The sequence below is a fragment of the Streptococcus sp. HMSC065H07 genome, from assembly GCF_001837325.1.
Taxonomy (GTDB): domain Bacteria; phylum Bacillota; class Bacilli; order Lactobacillales; family Streptococcaceae; genus Streptococcus; species Streptococcus salivarius_H.
Genome location: NZ_KV832038.1, coordinates 243,074 through 268,615 on the forward strand (window position 1 = coordinate 243,074; position 25,542 = coordinate 268,615).

A 25,542-nucleotide genomic window follows, 5' to 3' on the forward strand; every position below is an offset into this window, starting at 1 on the left:
TCCGCTCCTTCGGGTTCGGGGGTTCGAATCCCTCTCTCTCCATGTCTAAGAAACTGAATCGGGATAGTCGATATCAAGTACTTAGATGTTTTTTTATAGCATTTTGCTATTGGGGTATAGCCAAGCGGTAAGGCAAGGGACTTTGACTCCCTCATGCGTTGGTTCGAATCCAGCTACCCCAGTAAAAGGTATCGGGTGCATTGGCACCGTCTATGTTAACCATTGTCTTTGCGGGTACCTTTAAAAATATATTGTTATCAAGGGTCAGAATTGGCTGGCTCTTGTTGGAGGATCTTTTTAGAATGAACGAATTTGAAGAATTGCTAAACAGTGTTAGCGAAGTTAACACAGGTGACGTTGTAACAGCTGAAGTTATCTCAGTAGATAATGATCAAGCAAATGTTGTTATCGAAGGAACTGGTATCGAAGGTGTTTTGACACGTCGTGAATTGACAAACGACCGTGACGCAAACGTTGCAGACCTTGTTAAAGTTGGTGAAACACTTGAAGTGCTTGTTCTTCGTCAAGTTGTTGGTAAAGATACTGATACTGTAACTTACCTTGTATCTAAAAAACGCTTGGAAGCTCGCAAAGCTTGGGATAAACTTGTTGGTCGTGAAGAAGAAGTTGTTACTGTTAAAGGAACACGCGCTGTTAAAGGCGGACTTTCAGTTGAATTTGAAGGTCTTCGTGGATTTATTCCAGCTTCAATGATCGATACTCGTTTTGTTCGTAACACTGAACAATTTGTAGGTCAAGAATTTGACGCTAAAATTAAAGAAGTTGATCCAGCTGAAAACCGTTTCATCCTTTCACGTCGTGAAGTTGTTGAAGCAGAAGCTGCAGAAGCTCGTAAAGAAGTCTTCTCTAAACTTGAAGTTGGTTCAATCGTAACTGGTAAAGTTGCTCGTTTGACAAGCTTCGGTGCTTTCATCGACCTTGGTGGTGTTGACGGACTTGTTCACGTGACTGAATTGTCTCACGAACGTAACGTTTCACCTAAATCAGTTGTATCTGTAGGTGATGAAGTTGAAGTTAAAGTTCTTGCTATCGACGAAGAAGCAGGACGTGTATCACTTTCACTTAAAGCAACAACACCTGGACCATGGGATGGCGTTGAACAAAAACTTGCTGCTGGTGATGTAATCGAAGGTAAAGTTAAACGCTTGACTGACTTCGGTGCTTTCGTTGAAGTATTGCCAGGTATCGATGGACTTGTTCACATCTCTCAAATTTCACACAAACGTGTAGAAAATCCAAAAGATGTTCTTTCAGTAGGTCAAGACGTTACTGTTAAAGTTCTTGAAGTAAACGCTGATGCAGAACGTGTATCGCTTTCTATCAAAGCTCTTGAAGAACGTCCAGCTAACGCTGAAGGCGAAAACAACGAAAAACGTCAATCACGTCCACGTCGTCCAAAACGTCAAGAAAAACGTGACTACGAACTTCCAGAAACTCAATCTGGATTCTCAATGGCGGATCTTTTCGGAGATATCGAATTGTAAGATAAAAAAGAGGCATGGAAACATGTCTTTTTTTCTATTTTAGAGTATGCTATAATAGTATACTGTTAGCACCCTTAGTGTAATGGATATCACGTAAGATTCCGGTTCTTGAGATAGGGGTTCGATTCCCTTAGGGTGCAAAAAGAAAAACGTTGAAAGACTTGTTCGCTCAACGTTTTTTTCTTGCTAAGTTTTAGAGAAATTATTATGTAAAATCTTTTAGTGTTGAAAGGAAAAAGGCAAACATACAGATGAATGGCTACTAGCTTATCCTAAAATCAAAGTTGACTACTGTATTAGCGTCTCTATAGTGGATTTATTGGGGGAGACAGTTTGGCTAATCTTTTGCAATTTATTAAATAATTTGATATAATACTCAGTATCTCATATTGGGGTCGTTACGGATTCGACAGGCATTATGAGGCATATTCTGCGACTCGTGTGGCGACGTAAACGCTCAGTTAAATATAACTGCAAAAAATACTAATTCTTACGCTGTAGCAGCCTAAACACCTGCTCGCGTGACTTCTAGCAGATTGCTTATGTTTGTTTAGAGGTTTTATTGATTTATAAGCTACGTTTGACCATTGCCTAGCTGGTTGAAAAGAGATTTATAGGCTCGCAGATAGAAGGCTTGAGTTATGTGTCGTCTATCTGTTAAATGAAAGACATAACCTATGGTTGTAGACGAATATGTTGGCAGGTGTTTGGACGTGGGTTCGACTCCCACCGGCTCCATAAATACTTGAGGCGTCAGCCTTTTATTTGTGTATATAGGAATTTATTATGAAAAAACTTTTGTCTTTGACCGTTTTAGGTCTCTCACTTTTTACTCTAGCTGCTTGTGGAAAATCTTCGTCTAAAACTGAGACGAAGGGATCTCTGGATAATGAGGCTTCAAAGATTTTAACTGTTAAGCATGGGAATGTTCGCCAGAATTTTGATAAAATCACCATGGCAAATGCTTCTCAAGAATTCTCAGGAGGCTCAAATCTTGATAGCTTGAAGGGCTGGTTTGGTGAACCCTCATCAACTGGTCAAGAGCAAGCAGGAGATGCTAAGCTTGATGTTTATAATTGGCAGTATGACAATGTTGTGGTTACAGCGAAACTCTTTAACAATAGCACTGTCGTTAAGTCAATTTCAAACTTTTCTTACGTCCGTGATCCTAAAATCACACTGAAGGTGTATGAAAACCTCAAAAATGGAACTAGCTATGATGATGCTGTCAAAACGCTTGGCACACCCGATGTTTATTCAATCGCTGTCTCTTCAGATGCAACAATGACACAGGCTCTCTGGTCTTCGAATCTTGTCGCTAAGAAGGGTGAAACAGGTAGCCTTACCCTTAACTTTAAAAATGGTGCCTTGGAAAACAAGTCACAAGCAAATTTGATTAACAAGTAATCACAGTAAAAAATGCCTTTCTAAATCAATGAAGGCATTTTTTTGTTATAATAAAAGGAGTGATTAAAATTGTGGAGATGTAATGACCAAAAAAAGACTATTTTTTATAGGGATAGCAGGTTTAATACTGGTGTTCTTATGGCCTCTTTTAAATAACTTCATCCCCTTAATCAAGGAATGGATCAACGCTAAGCATGATCAAGCCTTTTTAAGAGAAGTTTTTAAGCAGGCTAATTTCCAAAATGCACTTATCCTTATTAGTCTTATGATTTTGTCATCAGCTATTCCTGGAGTTTCAAGTTCTATTTTTTGTATTTTTGTTGGGCTACTCTATGGCCCTTTGCTTGCGATTCCGATGAATATTATTGGTAATACTTTTGGAAATTTGACTAGTTTTGAAATTCTGAGAAGACTTGAAAAGCCAGAGAAGTCCAAACGTATGGAGAAACTCCTAAACTATATTGAAAACTTTAAGCATCGTTTTATTGGGATTTCTTTAGCCTTCTCTATTCCTTTTATACCATCAGCTCTGGTCAATTATGCCTGTGTTCAGATGAATTTACCCACAAGGACGAGGATTTTAGCAACCCTTATTGGAGTGACGCCAGTCTCGATTGTTTATGCAGTTAGTGGAGATTTGTTGCTTAATATCCGTCCGATTCGAATACCATTAGTGGCAGTACTTGCCATCTTGCTCTTTATCTCACTCGTCATTTACTTTATCCATTTTAGGAAGGAAAAAAATGAGCTTCATTCAAGTAACTAAAGAAGAATTTAACACACATGCTCAACAAGTGTCTGAGCGTTCTTTTATGCAAACGGAGGAAATGGCTAAGCTTCTTGAAAAACGTGGATTTAGCATTAGCTATGTCGCTTGGAAAGAAGGAAAACAACTAGAAGTCTCAGCAATTGTCTACAGCATGCCTATGACTGGTGGGCTTCGTATGGAGGTGAATTGTGGACCGATTCACTTAAATACAGCTCATCTGAGTGACTTTTATCAGGGTTTGAAGGATTATGCTAAGGCAAATGGTGCTCTTGAGCTGTTAATCAAGCCTTATGATACTTATCAAACTTTTGATAGTAATGGTGAACCAACTGGTGAAGAGCAGAAGCAATTGATTAGTCAATTGACAGATTTAGGCTATAGCTTTGATGGTTTACAGACAGGTTATCCTGGTGGTGAGCCTGACTGGCACTATGTTAAGGATTTATCTGGGATTGAAGAAAAAGATCTTATCAAGTCTTTCAGTAAAAAAGGGAAGCCTTTGGTTAAAAAAGCCAAAACTTTCGGGATTAAGTTGAAAAAACTGAAACGTGATGAGTTATCTATTTTTAAAGAAATCACTTCGGCGACCTCTGATCGTCGTGAGTATAGTGACAAGTCCCTAGATTATTACCAAGATTTTTATGATGCTTTTGGTGACAATGCTGATTTTATGGTGGCTACCTTGAATTTTCAGGATTACTATAACCATTTGGAAAGTGATCAAGCGAAGTTAGGAGCTAGAATTGTCAAATTACAGGCTGATTTAGAGGCTAACCCAAAATCTGAGAAAAAACAAAACCAATTAAGAGAGTTATCAAGTCAGTTTGAGACCTTTGATGTTCGAAAGGGCGAAGCGACTGCTTTTATTGATAAATATGGTCAGGAAGATATTGTTTTGGCTGGCAGTCTTTTTGTCTATACTCCTCAAGAAGCTGTTTATCTTTTTAGTGGATCTTATCCGGAGTTTAATAAGTTTTATGCGCCAGCACTCTTACAAGAGTATGTGATGACCCAAGCCATTAAACGTGAGATTACTTTCTATAACTTCCTTGGTATTATGGGGATCTTTGATGGTTCAGATGGGGTTTTGCGATTTAAACAAAACTTTAATGGTTATATCGTTCGCAAGATGGGAACCTTCCGTTATTATCCACAACCGCTTAAATATAAAGCGATTCAAGGAGTTAAGAAACTGCTTGGCCGTTCTTAAATTTTAGAGGGTTTCTATTTGAGTCCTCTTTCATTATAGTTCTGTTTATAGAATTACGCCGTATAGTAAGAGAGTTTAGAGGAAGAAGGAGGTAAGTTGATGAAACTTGCATTATTAGGGACAGGAATGATTGTGACAGAGGTTCTTCCTGTGTTAACGACTATTGAGGGAATTGAGCTGGAGGCTATAATGTCGACACCACGATCGCTCGATAAGGCAGAAGCCCTAGCTACACAATATGGCTTATCTCAGGCGACTAGTGATTATGAGTTAATTTTGTCTAATCCAGAAGTTGATACGATTTATGTCGGAACGCCCAATCATACCCACTATGACTATGCTAAGAAAGCACTTTTGGCTGGAAAGCATGTTATCTGTGAGAAACCCTTCACCCTTCATTTAGAAGAGTTTGAAGAGCTAGCTAAGCTTGCTCAAGAAAAAAAGCTACTCTTGATGGAGGCTATTACCAATCAATATTTGGCTAATTTTACAGCGATTAAGGAAGCCTTGTCTGATATTGGGGATATTAAGATTGTGAATATCAATTATTCCCAATATTCATCACGTTACGATGCCTTCAAACATGGGGAAATTGCTCCTGTCTTCAACCCTGAAATGGGTGGGGGAGCACTTAGAGATCTTAATATCTATAATATTCACCTTCTTGTTGGCCTTTTTGGTAAGCCTAATCGTGTGGAATATCTACCTAATGTGGAGCGAGGAGTGGATACGTCAGGAATTCTAGTTTTGGACTATGGTAACTTTAAGGCTGTTGCCATTGGAGCTAAAGACTGTAGTGCGGAGATTCGTTCAACTATTCAAGGGGATAAGGGAGCTATTACTATTTTTGGTGCAACCAACACTCTTCCTGAAATTGGAGTCACTCTCAATGGTCAGAAAGAGAGAGTTGTCAATCTTAATAGTCCACAACATCGTATGTATGATGAATTTGTAGCTTTTGAAAAGATGGTGGCGACCAAGGATTTTGACAGTGTTGCCCAGCAGTTGGAACATAGTCGTCAGGTTATGGAAGTTCTGGATCAAGCTTCGAAAGCTTTGTGACATACTAAAAAACAAGCAGTGGTGTTGGCCATTGCTTGTTCTGTCTTATACAGTTGTTGGGAATGAAATCTCAATCAATTTGTCAGTGTGTACTGTTCTAAGTTTGTCCATCAAAACGATATCTTTGTCGATTTTTCGTTTGAGGAAGAATTCACGGATAACTTCTAATTCGTTGTCTTTAACAGCACGATGTTTATTTGAAATCAAGAGTTCATAATGCTTAGGTGCTTGTGTAAAGACAACATCAGTATTCCCAGCAGAGTAGGTCTCTACGAGAAAGGCATCCGTGTTGTCTAGTTGGTTTTGAACGAGTTCTTGGTGTGTACGGGTCGTATTAATGAGTTTCATAGTTTCCTCCTAAGATTTGCCAGTTGTTATGTTGTTTGCTTTCCATTGTTCGATTCCCCATTTATGGCTGCCACGTTTAAGTTTAGCAATGGCTTCATCAATTGGAAACCAGGCCAGGTTATTGAAATCTTCGAGAGGTTTGCCAATTTTTGAAAAATCTACAACTTCATAAATATAGGCTGGATTGTAATAGTAAGTGTCACGGTGGCTTGAATAGAAGTATTCATCAGCCTGGCCATAGTACTGTCCTAAAGTGGCTGTAAACCCAAGTTCTTCAATTAACTCGCGTTCTAATGCGCTATAGTGATCCTCGCCTGCTTCGATTTCTCCACCTGGGAGAAGCCAAGCTCCGTTAGGAGCCTGGACTAAAATAATCTTTGTCTTTTCTTGGTTAGGAATCACAGCATAAACACCGTAACGTGTTTGATAATGAGCTCCCTCAACCTTGTCACCAAATGTTGGATTCATGAGTTGCTCCTTACGTTTATTTGCCTATATTATACTAAAATTTTGCTCATTTTCCTATTGATTTAGGCAGAATTAGGGATAAATTTGAAAATAGGAAATGAAAAGATAAATAAACCAAGTCGTAATGACTTGGTTTATTTGTTTAATCAGATTCTTTTGCTGCCTCAGCTTTTTGAGTAGCTTTTTCGGCTTTTTTAGCAGACTTAATGGTAATGTGGCCTTTTGAAGTCATGACTGCCTTGAGATCTTTTTCGTTTGGATTTTCAAGGTAGAAGTCGGTAATAGCATCTTCAATGTGATCTTGGATAGTACGACGTAGTGGTCGAGCACCCATCTTAGGATCGTAACCAAGATCAACCAATTTTTCCTTAACTTTCTCAGTTACACTGAGGTGGATACCGTTGTTAGCCAAGCATTGGTTGACATTATCAAGCATGAGGTCCACGATAGTAAGGAGATTTTCTTTGCTAAGGGCAGAGAATTCGATAATACCGTCAAAGCGGTTCATAAATTCAGGACTGAAGAAATCTCCAAGTTGGTTAAGAACAGAATTGGTACGATTTTCACGAGTAGCTCCAAAGCCAACGCTAGCTTCAACTTTACCAGTACCAGCATTTGATGTCATGATGATGATGGTATCCTTGAAGCTTACAGTGCGCCCTTGACCATCAGTCAAACGACCGTCGTCAAGTACTTGGAGGAACATGTGAAGAACGTCTGGGTGAGCTTTTTCAACCTCATCTAAAAGAATAAGTGAATAAGGATTACGGCGGACTTTTTCAGTCAACTGACCAGCTTCGTCGTAACCAACATATCCTGGGGGGGCACCAACCAATTTAGCAACAGCGTGTTTTTCCATGTATTCTGACATGTCGAAACGAATCATACTGTCAGCTGAACCAAAGAGTTCAATAGCCAATTGTTTAGAGAGCTCAGTTTTACCGACTCCTGTAGGACCTACGAAGAGGAAGCTACCAATTGGGCGGTTTGGAGCACCCAATCCAACACGATTACGGCGGATAGCTTTAGCAATCTTATCAACTGCAGCATCTTGTCCGATAACATGTGATTTAAGATCATCGGCAAGACTAAGAAGTTGTGATTGTTCTTTTTCTTTCAAATCACCGACAGGAATATTGGTTTTTTGTTCCACAATAGCTTCGATATGTTTTTCGGTGATGACAGGCATATCCTGGTCTTTGATGGTTTGCTTTTGCATTTCCTTGTATTTGGCAATTTGGTCACGGAAATAGGCAGCCTTTTCAAAGTCCTCGTCACGAGTAGCTTGAGCCTTGAGGTTTTCAGCCTCAATCAAACGTTTGTCGATATCTTTAGGATCAACAAAGTTGAGGGTCAAGTTCATCTTCGAACCAGCTTCATCCAGAAGGTCGATGGCCTTGTCTGGCAAGAAGCGGTCTTGAATGTAGCGGTTGGACAATTCTGCAGCTGCAGTAATCGCTTCGTCCGTATATTTGACGTGGTGGTAGTCTTGATATTTAGGCTGAATCCCACGCAAAATAGTGATAGTTTCCTCAACCGTTGGTTCGTCAACCTTAACTGGTTGCATACGACGCTCTAGGGCGGCATCTTTTTCGATGATGCGGTATTCGTTGAGTGTTGTTGCTCCGACCAGTTGAAGTTCTCCACGAGCAAGAGCAGGTTTTAGGATGTTTCCAGCATCCATATTGCCATCACCAGCATTACCAGCTCCTACGATTTCATGGATTTCATCAATAAATAGGATAACATCCTGACGTTGACGAATTTCTTCCATGAGTTTTTGCATGCGTTCTTCAAATTGGCCACGAATACCAGTCCCTTGAACCAGGCTGACCACATCAAGACGGATGACTTGTTTGCCTTGGAGTTTTTGTGGCACGCTACCGTCAACGATTTTTTGAGCTAGGCCTTCAACAACAGCAGTCTTACCGACACCGGGTTCACCGATGAGGACGGGGTTGTTCTTGGTACGGCGGTTAAGAATTTCGATGACACGAATGATTTCCTCGTCACGACCAATAACAGGATCAATGTCTCCACGACGAGCGATGTCAGTGATGTTAATGCCGAACTCTTCAAGAAGACCTTGTGGCTGTTGAGGAGCTTGTTGGCGTGGTCCTCCTGGACGGCCTGGCCCTTGTGTATTGCCACCGTTTCCTCGGTTACCACCTTCTTGTGTTGGAGGTGTATTGGGAAGATCGCCGTTAGAAGAACGGAAGTTATTTAGGTCGCTGAAGAAATCATCGAAGAAGTTGGAACCTCCTGTTTGATTGAATTGATTGAGGGGGTTCTCTGGGTCAGATTTCATGATTTTATAACAATTTTGACAGAGGTCAACTTGTTGCTGATTACCGTTTACATTGGTATACAAATGAATACTAGCTTCATTAAGGTTACAGTTTTGACAGAGCATATCAGTACCTCTTTTCTATCTGAATTGGGAAAGACCTTTATTGAAAACAATCTTGGTCAAAAAAGGTCAAATCTATGACTCCATTATAGCATGCGGAAGGTAGATTGCAAGTAAAAAGCATCTAGGTTTGGCACTCTCTTAACAAGAGTGCTAACGTTGAATTTTAATTCAAAAACGCTTGTCTAAAATGTATAAATATTATATAATGTTTTTATATTATTCAGAACGAAAGAGAGATACCTATGACACAAGCTAAATCATTTTTGAAAGAAATCGACTTTACCAAGCAGGAACTTGAGGAGTTGATCGATTTATCTATAAAATTTAAACAGTTAAAGAAGGAGAGAATTCCGCATAAATATTTAGATGGCTTAAATATTGCCTTGATTTTTGAAAAAACATCCACAAGAACTCGCTCAGCTTTTACAGTGGCTGGTCAGGACCTAGGTATGAATGTGACCTACCTTGGTGCTGGAGACATTCAGTTAGGTAAAAAGGAATCTGTAGTTGATACAGCCAAGGTGCTTGGTTCTATGTTTGATGGAATCGAATACCGTGGGTTTAAGCAAGAAGATGTCGAGGATTTGGCTAAGTACTCAGGAGTTCCGGTCTGGAATGGTTTGACGGATACCTGGCATCCAACGCAAATGATTGCGGATTTCATGACTTTGAAGGAGCGTTTTGGTAGTTTGGAAGGCTTGACTATTGCCTATATTGGAGATGGTAGAAATAATATGGCCAACTCACTTTTGGTCACTTCGGCTATTTTAGGGGTTAATGTTAAGATTATTGCCCCAGAGGTGCTGCAACCCGAAGATGAAATTGTAGCTCTAGCTCAGAAACATAATAATGGTGCCGATTTAACCATTACAGATGATATTTCAGAGGTTAAGGGAGTGGATATGCTTTATACAGATGTCTGGGTATCTATGGGTGAAGAAGTAGACTTTAAATCTCGTATTGATTTACTCCTGCCTTATCAAATTAATGAAGACCTACTTGCCAAGACGGAAAATCCAGATGTCATCGTTATGCATTGTCTCCCAGCCTTTCATGATCTTAATACCCAAATTGGGCAAGAAATCTATGACAAATATGGTTTGGCAGAGTTAGAAATCACTGATCAAGTCTTCCAAAAATACAGTGATATCATCTTCCAAGAAGCTGAGAATCGTATGCATTCTATCAAGGCTATTATGTACAATTCCTTGAAAAATATTTAAAATTCCCCCATTTTTCCCATAAGTGTGATAAAATAAGTAAGAAATACACAATTAATAGGAGAAATAACATGGAATCACATTTGGTGAGAATCATTAACCGTCTTGAAATGATGGCGGCTGATGGTGGTAATTTGAAACGTAATTTCGAACGTGAAGGAGTGGTTGTTGCCGAGGTATCATTTAGCAACGATCCTGAAAATGGTCCAGTTTTCACATTGCGTGACGTTGAAGCACGTGAATCTTATTCATTTGATAGCATCGACTTGATTGCAATGGAAATCTACGATTTGCTTTACTAATAAATCATTTGGGGACTTTGCAAGGTTCCAAAAATTCAGAATGCCTGAAACTCGATAGTTTCAGGCATTTTTATCAGGATGAAAGCATCGGGTAATGCTTGTATGGGTTACCAAAATAGGCAGTATTTGAAATCATTGACAAACCTTTTGGGAAGATGTCATCTTAGGAGGACTTGAGGTGTCTTGCTTGAGAGATTTGATAGCGATGTCTATAACTTAGTTTTTATACTGAAATATCGCATTTATAAGAAAATACTTTATTTTTATACAGTCTTCTGATATAATATTGAAGAATATTAGTAAGGAGTATCTAGATGAATTTTTCATTTCTACCGCAGTTTTGGTCTTACTTTAACTATGGTGTCTTAGTAACAATTATGATTTCGGTCTGCGTGGTCTTCTTCGGAACCATCCTCGGGGTTTTGGTATCCTTGGCCAAGCGTTCTGGAATCAAACCTTTGGAGTGGCTAGTAAGCCTTTATGTTTGGGTTTTCCGTGGGACTCCTATGGTTGTGCAGATTATGATTGCTTTTAACCTCATCCACATGAACCTTCCAACTGTGCAGTTTGGGATTTTAAACCTTGATTTGTCACGTATCGTTCCGGGTATTATCGTCCTTTCTTTGAACAGTGGTGCTTATATTTCTGAGAGCGTACGTGCAGGTATCGAGTCTATTCCTAAAGGCCAGATTGAAGCAGCCTACTCACTTGGTATCCGTCCATGGAATACCATGCGTTATGTGGTCTTGCCTCAAGCTATTAAAAATATCTTGCCTGCCTTAGGTAACGAGTTTGTCACTATTATCAAGGATAGTTCACTCTTGCAAACCATCGGGGTTATGGAATTGTGGAATGGTGCACAAACTGTTGCAACAACGACCTACTTGACTTTGACGCCGCTCTTGTTCGCAGCCTTCTATTATTTGATTGTAACAACAGCTATGACGGCACTCTTGAAACAAATGGAAAAACGACTTGGGGAGGGACGTAAATAATGGCAGAAACAATTATTAAGATTAAAAATCTTCACAAGTATTTTGGTAAGAATGAAGTTCTCAAAGGGATTGATCTAGATATTAAAAAGGGTGAAGTAGTGGTTATCATTGGTCCTTCAGGATCAGGAAAATCAACCTTCCTACGCTCAATGAACTTACTTGAGAAACCTACAAAAGGCGTTATTTCTTTTGAAGGTGTGGATATTACAGATAAGAATAACGACATTTTCAAAATGCGTGAAAAAATGGGAATGGTTTTCCAACAGTTTAACCTCTTCCCGAACATGACCGTTAAGGAAAATATCACCTTGTCACCGATTAAAACCAAGGGTGTTTCTAAAGCTGATGCAGAAGCAAAGGCTATGGAACTTTTAGAAAAGGTTGGCTTGAAAGATAAGGCAGATGCCTACCCAACAAGTCTATCAGGTGGTCAGCAACAACGTATTGCGATTGCACGTGGTTTGGCTATGGATCCAGACGTTCTCTTGTTTGACGAACCAACATCAGCACTTGACCCAGAAATGGTTGGTGAAGTTCTATCAGTTATGCAAGACCTTGCTAAATCAGGGATGACAATGGCAATCGTTACCCACGAAATGGGCTTTGCTTATGAGGTGGCTGATCGTGTTATCTTTATGGATGGCGGTGTTATTGTCGAAGAAGGTACACCACAAGAGATATTCGACAATACTAAGGAAGATCGTACTAAGGATTTCTTGAGTAAGGTTTTGTAAGATATTCATTAAGTATGTATACATTGTTTGTGAAGGCTGGAACTTTTCCGGCCTTTTCTTTTTGTGTTCTGCTTTTCTAGAATCATTCTTGTTTAGGATAATATTGCGGAAAAGATGGATAAATATGCTATAATGATGCCATATCAAAAATAATAAAGTAGGTCAAGAAAAATGCTCATATATGATGCGGCCTTAAAAACGCCTTATCGGATTCTTGGCATTAACCTCCCTAAGGATAGTCTTTTGCACTTATCTAACCTAGGGCTGGCTGCCGGTGAAATGATTGAGGTGGTAACTAAGACCAAGAATAGTGCTATTATTATCGTAAAGGGGAGTCGCTTAGCCTTTGATGCTTCGATTCTAGATAAGATTGATTTGGCACCTGCAGAGGAAGATCAGGAAAAGATACCTCTTTCTGAATTACCAGTTGGACGTTCGGCTATCGTTACTGATATTTTTTCAGCAAATGAGACCAAACGGCGTCTTATGGATATGGGAATTACAAAGCGTACTCGGGTCTTATTGCGTAAGGTAGCCCCTTTAGGAGATCCTCTAGAAATTAGCTTGAGAGGGTATGAATTAACCTTACGCAAGTCGGAAGCGCAAATGATTAGTGTGGTCATGCTGGACGAGGGAGAGGAAAAATGACAGAAATTGCATTAATAGGTAATCCTAATAGTGGTAAAACCAGTTTATTCAACCTGATAACAGGGACCAATCAGCGTGTTGGTAACTGGCCGGGTGTAACTGTAGAACGAAAAAGTGGTCTGGTCAAAAAAAATAAGGATTTAGAAATCCAGGATTTACCAGGGATTTACTCAATGTCGCCCTATAGCCCTGAAGAAAAGGTAGCGCGTGACTATTTGTTGAGCCAAAGGGCCGACAGCATTTTAAATGTAGTCGATGCGACAAATTTGGAGCGTAACCTTTATCTAACAACGCAGTTGATTGAGACAGGTATTCCAGTCACTTTAGCACTTAACATGAGTGATGTTTTAGAGGCTCAGGGAAAACAAATTAATGTTGATAAATTATCTTATCATCTAGGCGTCCCAGTAGTAGCTACTAGTGCTCTCAAGCAAACTGGTGTGGATCAGGTAGTGAAGAAGGCAGCCCATACGACGACTTCTACAGTCGGTGATATTGCCTTTCCAATTTATGACGATAAGTTAGAAGCTGCTATCTCACAAATTTTGGAAGTCTTGGGAAATTCGGTGCCACAAAGGTCTGCGCGTTTTTATGCCATTAAACTCTTTGAACACGATGCTTTAGTTGAGGCTGAGCTAGACTTGTCCCCATTCCAACGAAAAGAAATCAAAGATATCATTCGTATCACTGAGGAAATTTTCACAGAAGATGCGGAGTCAATTGTCATTAATGAGCGTTATGCCTTTATTGAACGTGTTTGTCAGATGGCTCAAAGTCATACGGAAGATTTTGCCCTGACCTTGTCAGATAAGATTGATAGGATTGTTACCAACCGTATTTTGGCTTTACCAATTTTCGCAGCAGTTATGTATTTGGTTTATTTCTTATCTATCCAAACTGTTGGAACTATGTGGACAGACTGGGCTAACGATGTGCTTTTTGGTAAGTATGTTCCAGATTTGGTAACTTCTGGTCTTGACTTTCTTCAAGTTCAGGACTGGCTTAAGTCTTTGATTGTTGATGGAATCGTCGCTGGGATTGGGACAGTACTAGGATTCCTTCCTCAAATTTTTGTGCTCTTTATCTGTTTGGGTGTGCTTGAGGACATTGGATATATGAGTCGTATTGCCTTTGTTATGGACCGTATTTTCCGACGTTTTGGGCTTTCTGGAAAATCCTTTATTCCCATGTTGATTTCGACAGGTTGCGGGGTTCCAGCGGTTATGTCTAGTCGAACTATTGAAAATGAAAGGGACCGTCGCATTACCATTATGACGGCAACCTTCATGCCTTGTTCGGCCAAGTTGGAAATTATTGCCTTGATTGCTGGAGCTTTCTTCCCTAGTAATTCTTTAGTAGCACCAAGTACCTATTTTATTGGGATGGCTGCTATTATCCTATCGGGTATTGCCCTCAAAAAGACGAGTTTTTTAGGTGGTTTAACCAGTCCGTTTATTATGGAATTGCCTGCCTATCACTGGCCTAAAGCCATGTCGGTCTTGCGTTATGCTATTGGTAAGGCTATGAGTTTTGTCAAACGTGCGGGAACCATCATTTTCAGTTTGACCGTTCTTATCTGGTTTATGTCTAACTACAACTTTACCCTACATACTGTAGATACGGAAGTTAGCATTTTGGCGACTTTAGGTAAGGGCTTGTCTTGGATTTTTGACCCACTCGGATTTGGAAATTGGAAGGCAACAGTTGCGGCTCTCACAGGTTTAGCTGCCAAGGAGACCGTTGTTGCCACCTTTGGTATTCTCTATCATAATAGCAGTGAGGCGGGTCTGGCTGAGGCTCTGCGAGGAGATTATTCTTCCCTAGCTGCCTATTCCTTCTTGATTTTTAACTTGCTTTGTGCGCCATGTTTTGCGGCTATTGGAGCTATTAAGCGTGAAATGGCCAATCTTAAATGGACGGTTGGGGCTATCGGTTTCCAAACAGGTCTAGCTTATTGTGTGAGTTTAATCCTTTACCAGTTTGGCCAAGTCATCCTGTACGGCAAGTCAATGACAATTTGGACTTTTGTTGCTTTCTTGCTGTTAGTAACGATGATTTACTTTGTTGTTCGTAAACCACGTCAGATTAAGGATCAAATCATTAGCTTGGATAATCTTCAAGAAGCTCATATTTAGGTTTAGGAGGAATTGTTATGTCTACCTTTATCATTGCTTTCATTATTTTTGCTTTAGCTGGTCTTGGCATCCGTCACTATATCAAAGGAAAAGGATCTTGTGGCGATTGCGAGTGTTCTTGTCCGGTTAAGGAAGAAATGCATAAGGCTAATCGCTAATAAAATAATATATAGAAAAATGGTCTCTTATTCATTTAAGAGACCATTTTCTTACGATTGTAAGAAATGTATAAAGGTATCTAGGTTGGAAGTGTGATACTATAAGATAGGTAAATAATCTAAATTTTTAACAAAAAAGGGAGATGTATAAGGAATGGTTTTGAACAAAGAGATTGTCCTAATTCATGGGACCTGGTGTGATGGCAATGTTTGGGGAGAATTTGCGACAGGTCTACGTCAAATGGGATATAAGGTGCATACACCTAGCTTTCGTTACCATGACCTACCTTATCAAGAGTGCCTAGCTAAGGTTGGGACTGTTACCTTGCAGGACTATCGAGATGATTTAGTGGCTTTGATTGAAAGTCTAGACCAACCACCACTTATTTTGGGACACTCTTTAGGTTGTCTGGTGGCTCAAATGGTTGCTGAAAAGACAGAGGTTGCTGGTATGATTCTTATGGGGCCTGCTCCGACAGCAGATATTTTTGCCTTTTATCCATCCATGTTAGCTTGTTTTGGCAAACACTTTTTACGCTGGGGATTTTGGAAAAAAGCCATGCCTCCGTATAAAAAGGAGTTTTTCAAGTATTGCATGAATGAACAAGAGGAATCTTTGAAAGAGGAAGTTTTTGCTGATTTGGTTCCTGAATCAGGAAAAGTTTATACTCAGATGGCTCTTCATTGGTTTGATAAGACAAAAGCAGCTTACGTTGACTTTAGTCGGATTTCATGTCCTGTTCTCGTTATTTCAGGAACCAAGGATAAGATGACTCATCCTAATATTGCCAGAAGAACGGCTAAGAACTACCGTGATTCCGTTCTTGTCTCCTTAACGGGTGCAGATCACATGTATGAAAGTGGCAAATTCCAGCAGAAGACCTTGAAGGTTATTAAGGGCTGGAGTCAGCAAAATGGTTTTGTGGACTAGTCACGAAGCATAATCAGAAAAAAGTTGGAAGGTGATTCCAGCTTTTTTAGTTTCGTATTTAAGATGTCTTTTTGAAAATTTAGTCACAAAGAGCTCTCACTATGGTATAATTGAAAAAAAGTATGTATTGGAGAACACCCATGGCGATAATAATGGATGGTAAGGCCCTAGCTGCTAAAATGCAGGATCAATTGCAAGAAAAGGTAGAACGCCTTAAAGAAAAGGAATGGATTGTGCCAGGACTAGTGGTAATTATGGTTGGTGACAACCCGGCTAGTCAGGTTTATGTGCGCAACAAGGAACGTGCTGCTAAAAAGGCAGGCTTCCATAGCCAGACAGTCAACCTTTCTGAAAGTATCAGCGAGGAAGAATTGATTGAAGTTATTGAACAATATAATCAGGATCCGCTTTTCCATGGTATTTTGGTTCAGTTGCCATTGCCAAATCATATTAATGAAATGCGTATTCTTTTGGCTATTGATCCTAAAAAAGATGTCGATGGTTTCCATCCTATGAATACTGGTAATCTTTGGAATGGTCGTCGTCAAATGGTACCTTGCACACCTGCTGGGATTATGGAAATCCTTCGTGAGTACAATGTTGAATTGGAAGGTAAGACAGCAGTTATTATCGGACGTAGTAACATTGTTGGTAAACCTATGGCTCAGCTTCTTCTGGAAAAAAATGCGACAGTTACCTTGACCCACTCACGAACACCGCATTTGGCTAAGGTTTGTAGCAAGGCAGATGTCTTGATTGTAGCTATTGGACGTGCAAAATTTGTAACAGAAGACTATGTCAAAGAGGGTGCCGTTGTCATTGATGTGGGAATCAACCGTGATGAAGAAGGCAAACTTTGTGGTGACGTTGATTTTGATCAAGTGAAAGATAAGGTTGGCATGATCACGCCTGTTCCAGGTGGTGTAGGCCCTATGACCATTACCATGCTTATGGAACAGACCTATCAAGCTGCTCTTCGTAGTGCGAAAGGATAGTTTATGAAAGTTGATGACGATTTAGCTAGGCAAGTGATAAAACCTCGCTTGAGAGAGTCCCATAAGGGTTCTTACGGTCGAGTGCTTTTAGTTGGTGGGCTTTACCCTTATGGTGGTGCCATTATTATGGCTGCCATAGCTTGTGTCAATAGTGGGGCAGGCCTGGTCACAGTGGCTACGGATCGTGACAATATCACAGCCCTTCATGCCCATCTCCCTGAAGCCATGGCTTTTGACCTTAGGGAGACTGAAAGATTTCTTGAGAATCTTAGGGCAGCTGATGTGGTATTAATCGGTTCTGGCCTAGGTGAGGATGGTGCAGCTAGTCAAGCTATGGACTTAGTGCTAGCAAATATTAAGGCAGATCAGAATTTGGTTGTTGATGGTTCAGCTCTTAATCTTTTGGCTAAGAAGACTAAGAAGGACCTACCAGATTGTCACCTTTCTCTTACCCCACATCAAAAAGAATGGGAACGCTTGTCTGGTTTAAGGATTCCAGAGCAGACAGTCTCTAACACCCAGAAAGCCTTGGGAGAGTTCCAAGTTGGGACAATCCTAGTTGCCAAGAGTCACAAGACCGCTGTCTATCAAGGTGAAACAGTAGCTCATTTAGAAGTTGGTGGGCCCTATCAAGCTACAGGAGGCATGGGAGATACCTTGGCTGGTATGATTACTGGTTTTCTGGCCCAATTCGCTTCAATTGACTCATATAAAGCAGTTACAGTTGCTGTCTGGCTTCACTCAGCTATCGCAGATGATCTGGCTAAAAATGCCTATGTGGTTTTACCGACTCGTATCAGTAAAGCCATTCCTAGCTGGATGAAAAAGTTGTCATTATAATATAAAAAACATGTCTCATATTGAGGCAAGTTTTTTTAGATTTCGACATTTTTTTAAGTTTGCTAAAGCTTATTTGTGATAAAATAAAAGAGAATTTTTATGAGAACATAGAGGAAAAAAAGTGACATCATTTTCGAAAAAACTCAGTCAAAAATGGGAAAAACGGCGCCAAAAACGAAAAGAAAAACGAGCGAATAAACCTAGAAAGCCAGTAAACATCTCCCGTCGTGTTTACTTGCTTTTTGGTGTAGTCTTTGTCCTTTTTTTGTTGCTTTTTGCACGTTTGACCTATATGCAGGTTTATAACAAATCGTTTTATACGAAGAAATTAGAGGATAATTCTAAGTATACAGTTAGGATTGCAAGCGAACGTGGGCAAATTTTTGATGCTAAAGGGGTTGCCCTCACGACCAACCAGAGTAAGGATGTTATCACCTTCACACGTAGCAATTTGGTGTCATCAGATACGATGAAGAAGGTTGCTGAAAAGTTGGCGACCATGGTGACTCTGACGGAAACGAAGGTAACAGCACGTCAAAAACGAGATTTCTATCTTGCGGATTCTGCCACTTATAAGCGTGTTGTTAATGATCTTCCAAACGACAAGAAAACAGATAAATTTGGTAATAAATTAGCTGAAGCTACTATTTACAACAATGCTGTTGATGCAGTTCCTGATGAAGCAGTGGATTACACTGAGGATGAGCTTAAGATTGTCTACATTTACTCACAGATGAATGCTGTTTCTAATTTCTCAACAGTCACATTGAAAACAGGAGACTTGACGCCTGAACAAATTGCGATTGTAGCAGCTAAACAGAAGGAACTCAATGGTATTACGGTTGCTAAGGATTGGGAACGTCATACGGTTGATTCAGCCTTGTCACCTCTCATCGGGAAAGTCTCAAGCTCAGAAGCAGGTTTGCCACAAGAAGATGCCAAGGAGTACCTCAAAAAAGGGTATGCTCTTAATGACCGTGTAGGAACGTCTTATCTAGAAAAAGAATACGAGGAGAAACTACAAGGAAAACATACTGTTCGTGAGATTACAGTAGACAAGGAAGGCAAAGTTGCTAGTGATAAAATCACTCAAAAGGGTAGCAAGGGGAACAATCTGCAGTTGACCATCGACCTTGATTTCCAAAAGGGAGTTGAAGATATCCTAGGTCAACAGCTTTCTTCAGAGATTTCAGAGAATAAAGCAACCTATTCTGAAGGAATGTATGCAGTGGTTATGAATGCTGACACTGGTGCTGTACTTGCTATGGCAGGGCAAAAACACGAGCAAGGAGCACAAGATTTTAAGGCCAATGCCTTAGGCACAATCACTGATGTCTTCATTCCGGGATCTGTTGTTAAGGGGGCAACCTTAACTGCTGGTTGGCGTTCAGGTGCTATCTATGGGAATCAGGTCTTGACTGACCAACCAATTAACATTGCCGGTTCAGCCCCTATCACATCTTGGTTTACAGACCAAGGTAGCCGTGCTATTACCGCGACACAGGCTCTAGAATACTCATCAAATACCTATATGGTACAGATTGCAATTAAACTACTTGGCCAACAGTATGTTCCAGGTATGGCCTTGTCGACTGATAATATGGATAAGGCCATGATGACACTTCGTGATACCTATGCTGATTTTGGTATGGGCGTGTCTACAGGACTTGATTTACCTGGAGAATCAGAAGGTTACATTTCTAAGAATTACAATGTAGCCAACGTCTTGACAGAGGCCTTTGGTCAGTACGACTCTTATACAACCATTCAGCTGGCTCAGTATGTTGCTTCAATTGCCAATGGTGGTAAACGTGTAGCACCCCATATTGTTGGAGGTATCTACGATGCAGGAGCTAATGGTAGTCTAGGAACTCTAGCTTCAACGGTAGATACACGTGTATTAAATACCTTACCTCTCGATTCTGAGCAATTAGGCCTTATCCAACAAGGTTTCAATGATGTGGTCAATTCTGGCTCTAGCCTTGCGTCTGGTAAAGCTATGGCAAGTTCTATCATTCCGATTAGTGGTAAAACAGGGACAGGCGAAACATATGCGACGGATGGTTCCGGTAATTCTGTAACAACGGTTAACCTTAATGCGGTTGCCTATGCGACTGCCAAAGATGGCACTAAGCTGGCTGTAGGTATTATGTATCCACACGCTCTAGATTCTAAGAGCAAGGCCCGACAAAATGCGGTAAAATCTATCATGGAGCTTTATCAAAATACTCACTAAATATGAAAATCTCTTGTGCCTTGCACGAGGGATTTTTCTGTGATATAGTGTTTGAGTATTTGTTCTTGGGTAAAGACTTATCCATGAAAGTGACAAAAGATAAGTGATGAATAAAAAAATATAAAGAACAGGAGGCCTTCATGCTTTATCCTACTCCAATTGCGAAGCTGATTGATAGCTTTTCAAAACTCCCTGGAATTGGGGCTAAAACAGCGACACGCCTAGCTTTTTATACCATTAGCATGTCTGATGAAGATGTCAATGATTTCGCAAAAAACCTCTTGGCAGCAAAACGTGAATTGACTTATTGTTCGGTCTGTGGTCGTTTGACAGATGATGACCCCTGTAATATTTGTACAGATGAAACGAGAGACCGTACTAAGATTTTGGTTGTTGAAGACTCCAAAGATGTTTCAGCTATGGAAAAGATTCAGGAATACCGTGGTCTCTACCATGTGCTTCAAGGGCTTATTTCCCCTATGAATGGTGTTGGACCAGATGATATTAACTTAAAAAGTTTGATTACTCGTCTTATGGATAGCGAGGTTGACGAAGTTATCATTGCTACTAATGCAACAGCAGATGGTGAGGCAACATCTATGTATATTTCACGTGTCCTCAAACCTGCGGGAATCAAGGTGACTCGTTTAGCGCGTGGTTTGGCTGTTGGTTCTGACATCGAGTATGCTGATGAAGTGACCTTGCTAAGAGCTATCGAAAATCGAACAGAACTTTAGGAAAAGTGTTGGTAAGTCCAGCGCTTTTCGTTTGCAGTAAGTAGGTTTCTCATTAAAAATTTGGTAAAATAAAGTAAACGCTTTAATGACGAGGGATCATGATGCAGATTGAAAAGATTTTAAACAACAATGTTGTTCAGGCTTTGGATAATAATGTGGAATACATTGTCATGGGCAAGGGACTGGGCTTTCAAAAGAAGGTCGGAGACTTTGTTGATAAGGAAAAGATTGAAAAGACTTTTGTTTTGGAAAATACAGAGGCAGTAGATGAATGGTCTCGTGTTTATGTCAATTTGCCTGAAGGTGAAATGCAGGTCTTTTTGAATATCCTTACTTTTGCTGAAGCTGTCTTACAAACCAAGTTTGACCCCTCTTTTTTCATCGCCCTAGCTGACCACCTACATTACGCCATTGAAAGAAGTGGAGAAGGTATTCCTCTGCAGAATCCCTTGGCTTGGGAGGTTCGAAAATTTTACCCTCGGGAGTATGAGATTGGAAAACAAGCTCTTCGTTTGATTGCCAAGGATTTAGAAGTTAAATTGGCAGATGATGAGGCTGCCTCTGTCGCTTTACATTTTGTCAATGCACAAAAGGATGCGGGTCTCCATGAAAAAGACCGACAGATGACTTAAATTGTGGTTGGAATTAGTGACATTGTCCGTCTTCATTTTGGTTGTGATTTGGAGGAGGATAGTTTCTCTTATAACCGATTTATTACACATCTTCGCTATCTAGCGCAACGGATTGTGAGTGGGGTTAGTGGTGGTAAAAATGATGCTTTTCTTTACGAGCAGGTTAGGGTAAATTATCCAGAATCCTTTATCTGTACCCAAAAGATTGCTAACTATATTAAGACAGGTTATACTTTTGAATTGAGTTTGGACGAACAGGTCTATTTAACCATTCATATTCAACGTCTTAAGGATAGTTTGGATAAGTAAATTGATTCACGGAGAGGCCATACAAAAAGCAGACAATTAGGCTTAAGTCTGCTTTTTCTGTGTCCTTATGGTATAATGAGGTGATTAATATTAAACTAAAAATACTCAAAGTTAGGATTCTATGTATTTGAGTATTTCTATAAAAAGCTAATGAGTTAGTGAAAGGAAGCGAGCGGTTCTGTGCTTGAAGTGAGCATAGCCGTTCCTAAAGAATCTTATGTATATTGAAATGATTGACGAGACTGGACAAGTCTCTGAGAAATTAAAAGAACAAACTTTGGAGTTGCTAGATTTTGCAGCAGAAAAACTTGGCAAGGAAGACAAGGAAATGGCTGTTACATTTGTAACCAACGAACGCAGCCACGAACTAAACTTGGAATATCGTGATACAGACCGTCCAACGGATGTCATTAGTTTGGAGTATAAGCCTGAATTAGATATTAGCTTTGATGAGGAAGAGTTGGCTGAAAATCCTGAATTAGCTGAAATGATGGGAGAGTTTGATAGTTATATCGGTGAACTCTTTATTTCCGTTGATAAGGCTCATGAACAAGCTGAGGATTATGGACATAGTTTTGAACGTGAGATGGGTTTCTTGGCTGTTCACGGTTTTCTCCATATCAATGGCTATGACCATTACACCCCAGAAGAAGAAGCGGAAATGTTTGGATTACAGGAAGAAATTTTGACTGCTTATGGACTTACGCGACAATAATCCACAAAAAAAGTGGAAAAATAGAGAATTTACAGCTAGTTTTGAGTTTGCTCTGACAGGAATAATAACGGCTTTTAAAGAAGAACGCAATATGCGCAAGCACTTGGTTTCAGCTATCTTGGTGGTATTGGCTGGCTTGATTTTCCGTGTGTCTGCGACAGAATGGCTCTTTCTTTTGATGGCAGTTTTTCTCGTAATTGCCCTAGAGATTGTTAATTCTGCCATTGAAAATGTTGTCGATTTAGCTAGTAATTATCACTTTTCGATGCTAGCCAAAAATGCCAAGGATATGGCCGCTGGTGCTGTTTTAGTGGTTTCTTGTTATGCAGTCATTACGGGGATGATTGTTTTCATACCCAAAATTTGGCACTTAATTTTCAATTAAAACGAAATAGGAAAGAAGTTATATGACATTTAAATCAGGATTTGTGGCTATTCTCGGCCGTCCTAATGTAGGAAAATCAACGTTTTTGAACCATGTTATGGGGCAAAAGATTGCTATCATGAGTGATAAAGCTCAAACAACCCGTAATAAAATTATGGGAATTTACACAACCGATAAGGAACAGATTGTCTTTATCGATACCCCAGGGATTCACAAGCCTAAGACGGCTCTTGGGGATTTTATGGTGGAATCTGCTTATTCAACCCTTCGTGAGGTTGATACAGTCCTCTTTATGGTACCAGCGGATGAGCCTCGTGGTAAGGGTGATAATATGATTATCGAACGCCTCAAACAAGCTAAAGTTCCAGTTATCTTGGTAATCAATAAGATTGACAAGGTCCATCCAGATCAGCTCTTAGAGCAGATTGACGATTTCCGTACACAAATGGATTTCAAGGAGATTATTCCGATATCTGCCCTCCAAGGGAACAATGTTTCCCACCTTGTGGATGTCTTGAGTGATAACCTTGAGGAAGGGTTCCAATATTTCCCAGCGGACCAAATCACCGATCACCCTGAGCGTTTCTTGGTATCAGAGATGATTCGTGAAAAAGTCCTTCAGTTGACACGTGAAGAAATTCCACACTCCGTTGCGGTTGTCATTGATGAGATGAAGCGTGATGAAGACACGGATAAGATTCATATTCGTGCGACAATCATGGTTGAGCGTGACAGCCAAAAAGGGATTGTTATTGGTAAACAAGGTTCCATGCTCAAGAAAATTGGTACCCTTGCTCGTAAAGATATTGAAGTCATGCTTGGGGACAAGGTCTTCCTTGAAACCTGGGTTAAGGTTAAGAAAAATTGGCGTGATAAAAAACTTGATTTGGCTGATTTTGGTTACAATGAAAAAGAATATTAAAAAGCTGGGCACTTGCTCGGCTTTCTTGCTAGAAGGAGGAGCAGATGCCTGAGTTACCTGAGGTAGAAACGGTTAGACGAGGTTTAGAAAGGTTAGTAGTAGGTCGGACTATTTTGTCGCTTGAGGTCAAGGTTCCAAAAATGATTAAGACCTCCTACGATAGTTTTTTAACTGATTTACCTGGTCAAACCATTCAAGCCCTGCGACGAAGAGGCAAGTACTTGATTTTTGACTTTGGACAGTTGATTATGATTTCCCACTTGCGTATGGAGGGAAAATACCTGCTGTTTACAGATCAAGTTCCTACCAACAAGCATTTTCACTTATTTTTTAAGTTAGATGATGGCTCCACCCTCGTCTATCAAGATGTCCGCAAGTTTGGAACCTTTGATTTATTGGCTAAAAGTCAAGAGGAGACTTATTTTACAAGGAAAAAGCTTGGTCCTGAGCCTACTAAGAAGACCTTTAAATACGCTCTATTTGAGAGAGCCTTGATGAGTTCTGCAAAGCCCATTAAAAGTCTCCTCTTGGAGCAAAAATTGGTGGCTGGTCTAGGAAATATCTATGTTGATGAGGTGCTTTGGGCGGCCAAGGTTCATCCTGAAACGCCAGCAAAGGAACTCAGCAAGGCAGCCATGAAGCGGGTCCATGATCAAACGATTGCCATTTTACAGCTTGGCATTGAAAAAGGTGGCTCAACCATAAGGACCTATCGTAATGCCCTTGGTGAGGACGGAACCATGCAGAACTATTTGCAGGTTTACGGAAAAACGGGACAGCCTTGTCCACGCTGCGCAAGCACAATTGAGAAAATCAAGTTAGGAGGGAGAGGGACACATTTGTGTCCTCATTGTCAGAAACGATGATTATTGGGTTAACAGGTGGTATTGCTTCAGGAAAATCAACGGTTGTTGAAATGATTAAAGAGGCAGGTTACAAGGTCATTGATGCTGATCAGCTTGTCCACGATATGCAGGCCAAAGGAGGCCGTTTGTATAGTGCCTTGCTTGATTGGTTGGGAGAGGAGATTCTCCTTCCTAATGGAGAATTGAATCGTCCTAAACTAGGGCAACTGATTTTTTCGAATGAGGAGATGAGACATCGGTCTGCTGAGATTCAAGGGACAATTATTCGAGAGGAACTAGCAACTCAAAGGGATTGTTTGGCCAAGAAAGAAGATGTTTTTTTCATGGATATTCCCTTACTTATTGAGAATGGGTATCAGGACTGGTTTGACCAGATTTGGTTGGTGGCAGTGTTACCTGAGGTCCAGCGCCAACGCTTGATGAAACGTAATCACTTAAGTTCAAAGGAAGCTAGTATGCGTATCGCTAGCCAGATGTCTTTAGAAGAGAAAAAGCCTTATGCCAGCTTGGTTCTTGATAATAACGGTAGTCTCGATGATTTGAAGGAGAAGGTGAAGAGCGCAATAATTGATTTACCTAGCTCCTCATAGCTAGTCATTG

The 25,542-nt window shown here is 40.3% G+C and carries 25 protein-coding genes, 2 tRNA genes, 1 other RNA gene and 1 pseudogene; 26 read left to right on the plus strand and 3 right to left on the minus strand.

Annotation, left to right across the window (positions count from 1 at the left end):
* Positions 1-110: 110 nt before the first annotated feature.
* The 8 genes from HMPREF2637_RS07300 (at position 111) to HMPREF2637_RS07335 (ending at position 5,953) form a co-directional block, all read left to right on the plus strand.
* Positions 111-182 (plus strand) — tRNA-Gln (locus HMPREF2637_RS07300).
* A 120-nt stretch (positions 183-302) separates the two neighbouring features.
* Positions 303-1,505, plus strand: coding sequence for a 30S ribosomal protein S1 (gene rpsA / locus HMPREF2637_RS07305; RefSeq protein ID WP_003094841.1), 1,203 nt, complete (start codon positions 303-305; stop codon positions 1,503-1,505).
* 68 nt (positions 1,506-1,573) lie between these two features.
* Positions 1,574-1,645, plus strand: a tRNA-Arg gene (locus HMPREF2637_RS07310).
* A gap of 251 nt (positions 1,646-1,896) precedes the next feature.
* Positions 1,897-2,246: a transfer-messenger RNA gene (gene ssrA, locus HMPREF2637_RS07315) on the plus strand.
* A 45-nt stretch (positions 2,247-2,291) separates the two neighbouring features.
* Entirely contained in the window at positions 2,292-2,912 is a 621-nt protein-coding gene (locus HMPREF2637_RS07320) for a DUF3862 domain-containing protein (RefSeq protein WP_070839795.1), read from the plus strand.
* 82 nt (positions 2,913-2,994) lie between these two features.
* A complete protein-coding gene (locus tag HMPREF2637_RS07325; protein ID WP_002890375.1) occupies positions 2,995-3,678 on the plus strand; it encodes a TVP38/TMEM64 family protein in 684 nt (227 codons plus the stop codon).
* Positions 3,656-4,891: an aminoacyltransferase gene (locus tag HMPREF2637_RS07330; RefSeq protein ID WP_070839798.1), complete on the plus strand. Its 1,236-nt coding sequence runs from the start codon at positions 3,656-3,658 to the stop codon at positions 4,889-4,891. Before HMPREF2637_RS07325 ends, HMPREF2637_RS07330 begins: the two co-directional genes overlap by 23 nt.
* A gap of 99 nt (positions 4,892-4,990) precedes the next feature.
* Positions 4,991-5,953: a Gfo/Idh/MocA family protein gene (locus HMPREF2637_RS07335; RefSeq protein ID WP_070839802.1), complete on the plus strand. Its 963-nt coding sequence runs from the start codon at positions 4,991-4,993 to the stop codon at positions 5,951-5,953.
* Positions 5,954-5,998: 45 nt separating this feature from the next.
* Here the strand turns inward: HMPREF2637_RS07335 and HMPREF2637_RS07340 are convergent, their stop codons facing one another.
* From HMPREF2637_RS07340 to HMPREF2637_RS07350, 3 genes are all read right to left on the minus strand, one after another.
* Positions 5,999-6,301 (minus strand): DUF1827 family protein, encoded by a 303-nt coding sequence (locus tag HMPREF2637_RS07340; protein ID WP_002885967.1) that lies wholly within the window; start codon positions 6,299-6,301, stop codon positions 5,999-6,001.
* Positions 6,302-6,310: 9 nt separating this feature from the next.
* Positions 6,311-6,769 (minus strand): NUDIX hydrolase, encoded by a 459-nt coding sequence (locus tag HMPREF2637_RS07345; protein ID WP_070839805.1) that lies wholly within the window; start codon positions 6,767-6,769, stop codon positions 6,311-6,313.
* A 142-nt stretch (positions 6,770-6,911) separates the two neighbouring features.
* On the minus strand, positions 6,912-9,182 hold the full coding sequence (locus HMPREF2637_RS07350) for an ATP-dependent Clp protease ATP-binding subunit (RefSeq protein ID WP_070839808.1): 2,271 nt from the start codon (positions 9,180-9,182) through the stop codon (positions 6,912-6,914).
* Positions 9,183-9,424: 242 nt separating this feature from the next.
* Here HMPREF2637_RS07350 and argF point away from each other — a divergent pair, with 242 nt between their 5' ends.
* The 18 genes and pseudogenes from argF (at position 9,425) to coaE (ending at position 25,532) form a co-directional block, all read left to right on the plus strand.
* The gene (argF, locus tag HMPREF2637_RS07355) at positions 9,425-10,405 is read left to right on the plus strand and encodes an ornithine carbamoyltransferase (protein ID WP_064523215.1); all 981 of its coding nucleotides are present in this window, start codon (positions 9,425-9,427) and stop codon (positions 10,403-10,405) included.
* A gap of 68 nt (positions 10,406-10,473) precedes the next feature.
* The gene (locus HMPREF2637_RS07360; protein WP_002885970.1) at positions 10,474-10,704 is read left to right on the plus strand and encodes a DUF1797 family protein; all 231 of its coding nucleotides are present in this window, start codon (positions 10,474-10,476) and stop codon (positions 10,702-10,704) included.
* A 314-nt stretch (positions 10,705-11,018) separates the two neighbouring features.
* A complete protein-coding gene (locus HMPREF2637_RS07365) occupies positions 11,019-11,699 on the plus strand; it encodes an amino acid ABC transporter permease (protein WP_070576369.1) in 681 nt (226 codons plus the stop codon).
* Positions 11,699-12,433 (plus strand): amino acid ABC transporter ATP-binding protein, encoded by a 735-nt coding sequence (locus tag HMPREF2637_RS07370; protein ID WP_070839811.1) that lies wholly within the window; start codon positions 11,699-11,701, stop codon positions 12,431-12,433. The genes HMPREF2637_RS07365 and HMPREF2637_RS07370 overlap by 1 nt, the downstream gene beginning before the upstream one ends.
* Positions 12,434-12,604: 171 nt before the next feature.
* Positions 12,605-13,081 carry a ferrous iron transport protein A gene (locus HMPREF2637_RS07375; RefSeq protein ID WP_064523218.1) on the plus strand — a complete coding sequence of 159 codons (477 nt, stop codon included), beginning with the start codon at positions 12,605-12,607 and terminating at the stop codon, positions 13,079-13,081.
* On the plus strand, positions 13,078-15,216 hold the full coding sequence (gene feoB, locus HMPREF2637_RS07380) for a ferrous iron transport protein B (protein WP_070839814.1): 2,139 nt from the start codon (positions 13,078-13,080) through the stop codon (positions 15,214-15,216). Before HMPREF2637_RS07375 ends, feoB begins: the two co-directional genes overlap by 4 nt.
* A 17-nt stretch (positions 15,217-15,233) precedes the next feature.
* Positions 15,234-15,374, plus strand: a complete 141-nt coding sequence (locus tag HMPREF2637_RS10920; protein WP_002890392.1) for a FeoB-associated Cys-rich membrane protein — start codon at positions 15,234-15,236, stop codon at positions 15,372-15,374.
* A gap of 154 nt (positions 15,375-15,528) precedes the next feature.
* Positions 15,529-16,305 (plus strand): alpha/beta fold hydrolase, encoded by a 777-nt coding sequence (locus tag HMPREF2637_RS07385; protein ID WP_070839817.1) that lies wholly within the window; start codon positions 15,529-15,531, stop codon positions 16,303-16,305.
* A 140-nt stretch (positions 16,306-16,445) separates the two neighbouring features.
* On the plus strand, positions 16,446-17,300 hold the full coding sequence (locus HMPREF2637_RS07390) for a bifunctional methylenetetrahydrofolate dehydrogenase/methenyltetrahydrofolate cyclohydrolase (protein WP_070839820.1): 855 nt from the start codon (positions 16,446-16,448) through the stop codon (positions 17,298-17,300).
* A 3-nt stretch (positions 17,301-17,303) separates the two neighbouring features.
* Positions 17,304-18,140 (plus strand): NAD(P)H-hydrate dehydratase, encoded by an 837-nt coding sequence (locus HMPREF2637_RS07395; RefSeq protein ID WP_070839823.1) that lies wholly within the window; start codon positions 17,304-17,306, stop codon positions 18,138-18,140.
* 121 nt (positions 18,141-18,261) lie between these two features.
* Positions 18,262-20,376 (plus strand): penicillin-binding protein PBP2B, encoded by a 2,115-nt coding sequence (gene pbp2b / locus HMPREF2637_RS07400; protein ID WP_070839826.1) that lies wholly within the window; start codon positions 18,262-18,264, stop codon positions 20,374-20,376.
* A 140-nt stretch (positions 20,377-20,516) separates the two neighbouring features.
* The gene (gene recR / locus HMPREF2637_RS07405) at positions 20,517-21,113 is read left to right on the plus strand and encodes a recombination mediator RecR (RefSeq protein ID WP_002889030.1); all 597 of its coding nucleotides are present in this window, start codon (positions 20,517-20,519) and stop codon (positions 21,111-21,113) included.
* Positions 21,114-21,214: 101 nt separating this feature from the next.
* A pseudogene (gene licT, locus HMPREF2637_RS11175) lies at positions 21,215-22,054 on the plus strand (BglG family transcription antiterminator LicT).
* 217 nt (positions 22,055-22,271) lie between these two features.
* Positions 22,272-22,769, plus strand: coding sequence for an rRNA maturation RNase YbeY (ybeY, locus tag HMPREF2637_RS07415; RefSeq protein ID WP_037599238.1), 498 nt, complete (start codon positions 22,272-22,274; stop codon positions 22,767-22,769).
* Complete coding sequence (locus HMPREF2637_RS07420; RefSeq protein WP_002890438.1) at positions 22,750-23,154, plus strand: diacylglycerol kinase family protein; 405 nt, start codon at positions 22,750-22,752, stop codon at positions 23,152-23,154. Before ybeY ends, HMPREF2637_RS07420 begins: the two co-directional genes overlap by 20 nt.
* Positions 23,155-23,176: 22 nt before the next feature.
* Positions 23,177-24,076 (plus strand): GTPase Era, encoded by a 900-nt coding sequence (gene era, locus HMPREF2637_RS07425; RefSeq protein ID WP_013990908.1) that lies wholly within the window; start codon positions 23,177-23,179, stop codon positions 24,074-24,076.
* 44 nt (positions 24,077-24,120) lie between these two features.
* Positions 24,121-24,942: a DNA-formamidopyrimidine glycosylase gene (mutM, locus tag HMPREF2637_RS07430; RefSeq protein ID WP_037599239.1), complete on the plus strand. Its 822-nt coding sequence runs from the start codon at positions 24,121-24,123 to the stop codon at positions 24,940-24,942.
* Positions 24,939-25,532 carry a dephospho-CoA kinase gene (gene coaE, locus HMPREF2637_RS07435; RefSeq protein WP_070839829.1) on the plus strand — a complete coding sequence of 198 codons (594 nt, stop codon included), beginning with the start codon at positions 24,939-24,941 and terminating at the stop codon, positions 25,530-25,532. Before mutM ends, coaE begins: the two co-directional genes overlap by 4 nt.
* Positions 25,533-25,542: the final 10 nt, after the last annotated feature.